The organism is Streptomyces sp. NPDC005070 (assembly GCF_053600395.1).
In genome coordinates, this window is record NZ_JBSFZS010000401.1 from 1 (window position 1) to 2,031 (window position 2,031).

The window sequence follows — 2,031 nt, forward strand, 5'->3', positions numbered from 1 at the left end:
CTCCATGCGGGCCCCCGTTCCGCTAGGCCAGGGGCGGCTGCTGCGCGGCTGCGGCAACCTCGCCGAAGTGCTGTGGCGCACCCGGTCGGAGTGAACTTGAATTCTGCACCTGCGAGTGTGGCGGGCCAGTCCACCAGATCCGGGAAGTCGCTCAGCCGTCCGTTGCCTGCGTCGGTGATCAGTCGCGGTGCGACGTGCACGGTGAAGCGAAGCTTGCCGGCTCCACCGCCTCGCGGCAGGACGGTCCACATGATGTTCTGTCGGGGCATGATCAGGCTCCCACGGGGGCGAAGGCGGTGCAGTAGGAATTCCAGTGCTGCTGGGTGTAGGCGTCTGAGAAGCTCTGCGTGGGAGCGCTGGCGGCTGCTGCCTTGCCGCTGAGTTTCCTTCCCGCTTGTGCTCGGGCTGCCGCATTGCTGCCGCCGGCCAATTCGCGGCGCACGGCGAAGCTCACAGAGGTCTCGAACAGGCACAGGTCGATCGAGATAGTTACGCGTGCCTCGCCAACCAGGCGGTCGGGGCCGGAGTAGTACGTGAGCGCGAGGTAGCAGTCCAGGGAGGCAGAGACCATTCCCAGGACACGCACCCGGCCGCTGAAGCGGACGTAGGCGGAAAGCTCGACCTGCTGTGCCGTCGAGGTACCGGAGGGTACGGTCTGCACGCCGAAGTAGATGCCTATCTTCGCTTCGACGTGGCCCGAGACCGCCCCTGCGACGTCGAAGGACGTGCCCGCACCCACTTCAAGTGCCGTTTCCAGGCTTTCCACCCCGTCGGCTCCGGCTTCCAGGGCGAAGAAGCCGCCACCGCCGAGGAATGAAATGGTGAGGGAGAACGGAGTTTCCCGGGCGTTGACGGCGAACTTCAGCCGCACGGGCGATCCGTCGAAGGGCAGATACAGGCCTGCGAACAGGTTGAGCGTACCGAGGGAGAAAACACCAAAGGCAAGGGACGGCAGAGCCATCGACAACTCAGCCTGGACCTGCTCCCCCACCACACGGACATCCAGTGGCGACCCGCCAGATTCGGCCGGTGCGGCAGCTGCCGCCCGACCTCGCAGAGATCGGGCTGGCGGTGTCACACCGGGAACAGAGAGCCTGCAGAGTTTGGCGATCTCCTCCAGATACTTCAAGGGTCCGTGGAAGGAGACCTGACCCAGCTCGCAGTCGACGTCGGTGGCGCGTCCCTTGGCTGCCGTGAACTGCAGGGACTTGATAGTCACTGTGACGAAGTGTCTTGCACCGCTGTCGCCCCAGACGTTGATGGAAACGTCGCTCAGCCGCCCGCGGACGGTGTAGTCCGCACTCAGCGGCGGTAGGAGCCGGGTGACGGAGACCGACTCAATGTCCAGCCGGCCTCGAGGGCCCGGGACGAACATGTTGAGGCTTCCGGGGCCGGACTTGAGTTGGGGACTCCAGGAGAGCCGGGATTCGACTCGCTCCAGTTTGCGGACTGATCCTTCCAGGCGGTCGAACTCGCGAGTCACCGTCTTGATGGCCTGCTTCGGGTTGGGCACGTCACCGGCCAGGTCCTTGACCACGTCGGAGAGTCTGACTCCACCCAGCAGATTGACATCCAGGTCAGCCAGCATCCGGCTTACGTCGAAGCGTTCACGGGCTACCTGGGCAAGGTCGCCGGAAACCGGCCCAAACTTGCGAGACAGGCCATCCAGGATCAGTCCGGGCGTAGCAATGCCACCGCTGCGGTCCGCTGCAAACTCCAGAGCGGACCGGGCGCTGCCTTGCGCCTTGGCCAGGTAGACGCCTGCCGCGTTGTACGTGTCCTCGAAGCCGTGCGTGAGGTAGCCGTCGAAATACTGCAGAAGCACGGCGGGGGCATCAGGTGCAAACGTGCGCGCACCTGCAGGGAGCTCGGCAACTACCTGGCTCACGGAGGGAAAGGCCGGGACGCCTGTCCTTACCGGGTCGGTCATCGTCATGCCGAACGCGAGCGCCGGCGGCCACGACCTCGCACTCCTCGAACACCCCGCCTCCGCCGTCCAGCACGGCGATGGCGACGCCCGCCGGGTAGCCG

1 protein-coding gene and 1 pseudogene are annotated in these 2,031 nt (G+C 65.6%); both read right to left on the reverse strand.

Annotated elements, in window-relative coordinates; genetic code table 11:
* Nucleotides 1-271 precede the first annotated feature (271 nt).
* Nucleotides 272-1,825 carry a hypothetical protein gene (locus tag ACWEBX_RS39560; RefSeq protein WP_451889540.1) on the reverse strand — a complete coding sequence of 518 codons (1,554 nt, stop codon included), beginning with the start codon at nucleotides 1,823-1,825 and terminating at the stop codon, nucleotides 272-274.
* A 22-nt stretch (nucleotides 1,826-1,847) separates the two neighbouring features.
* Nucleotides 1,848-2,031, reverse strand: a pseudogene (locus tag ACWEBX_RS39565) (hypothetical protein); the annotation flags it as partial.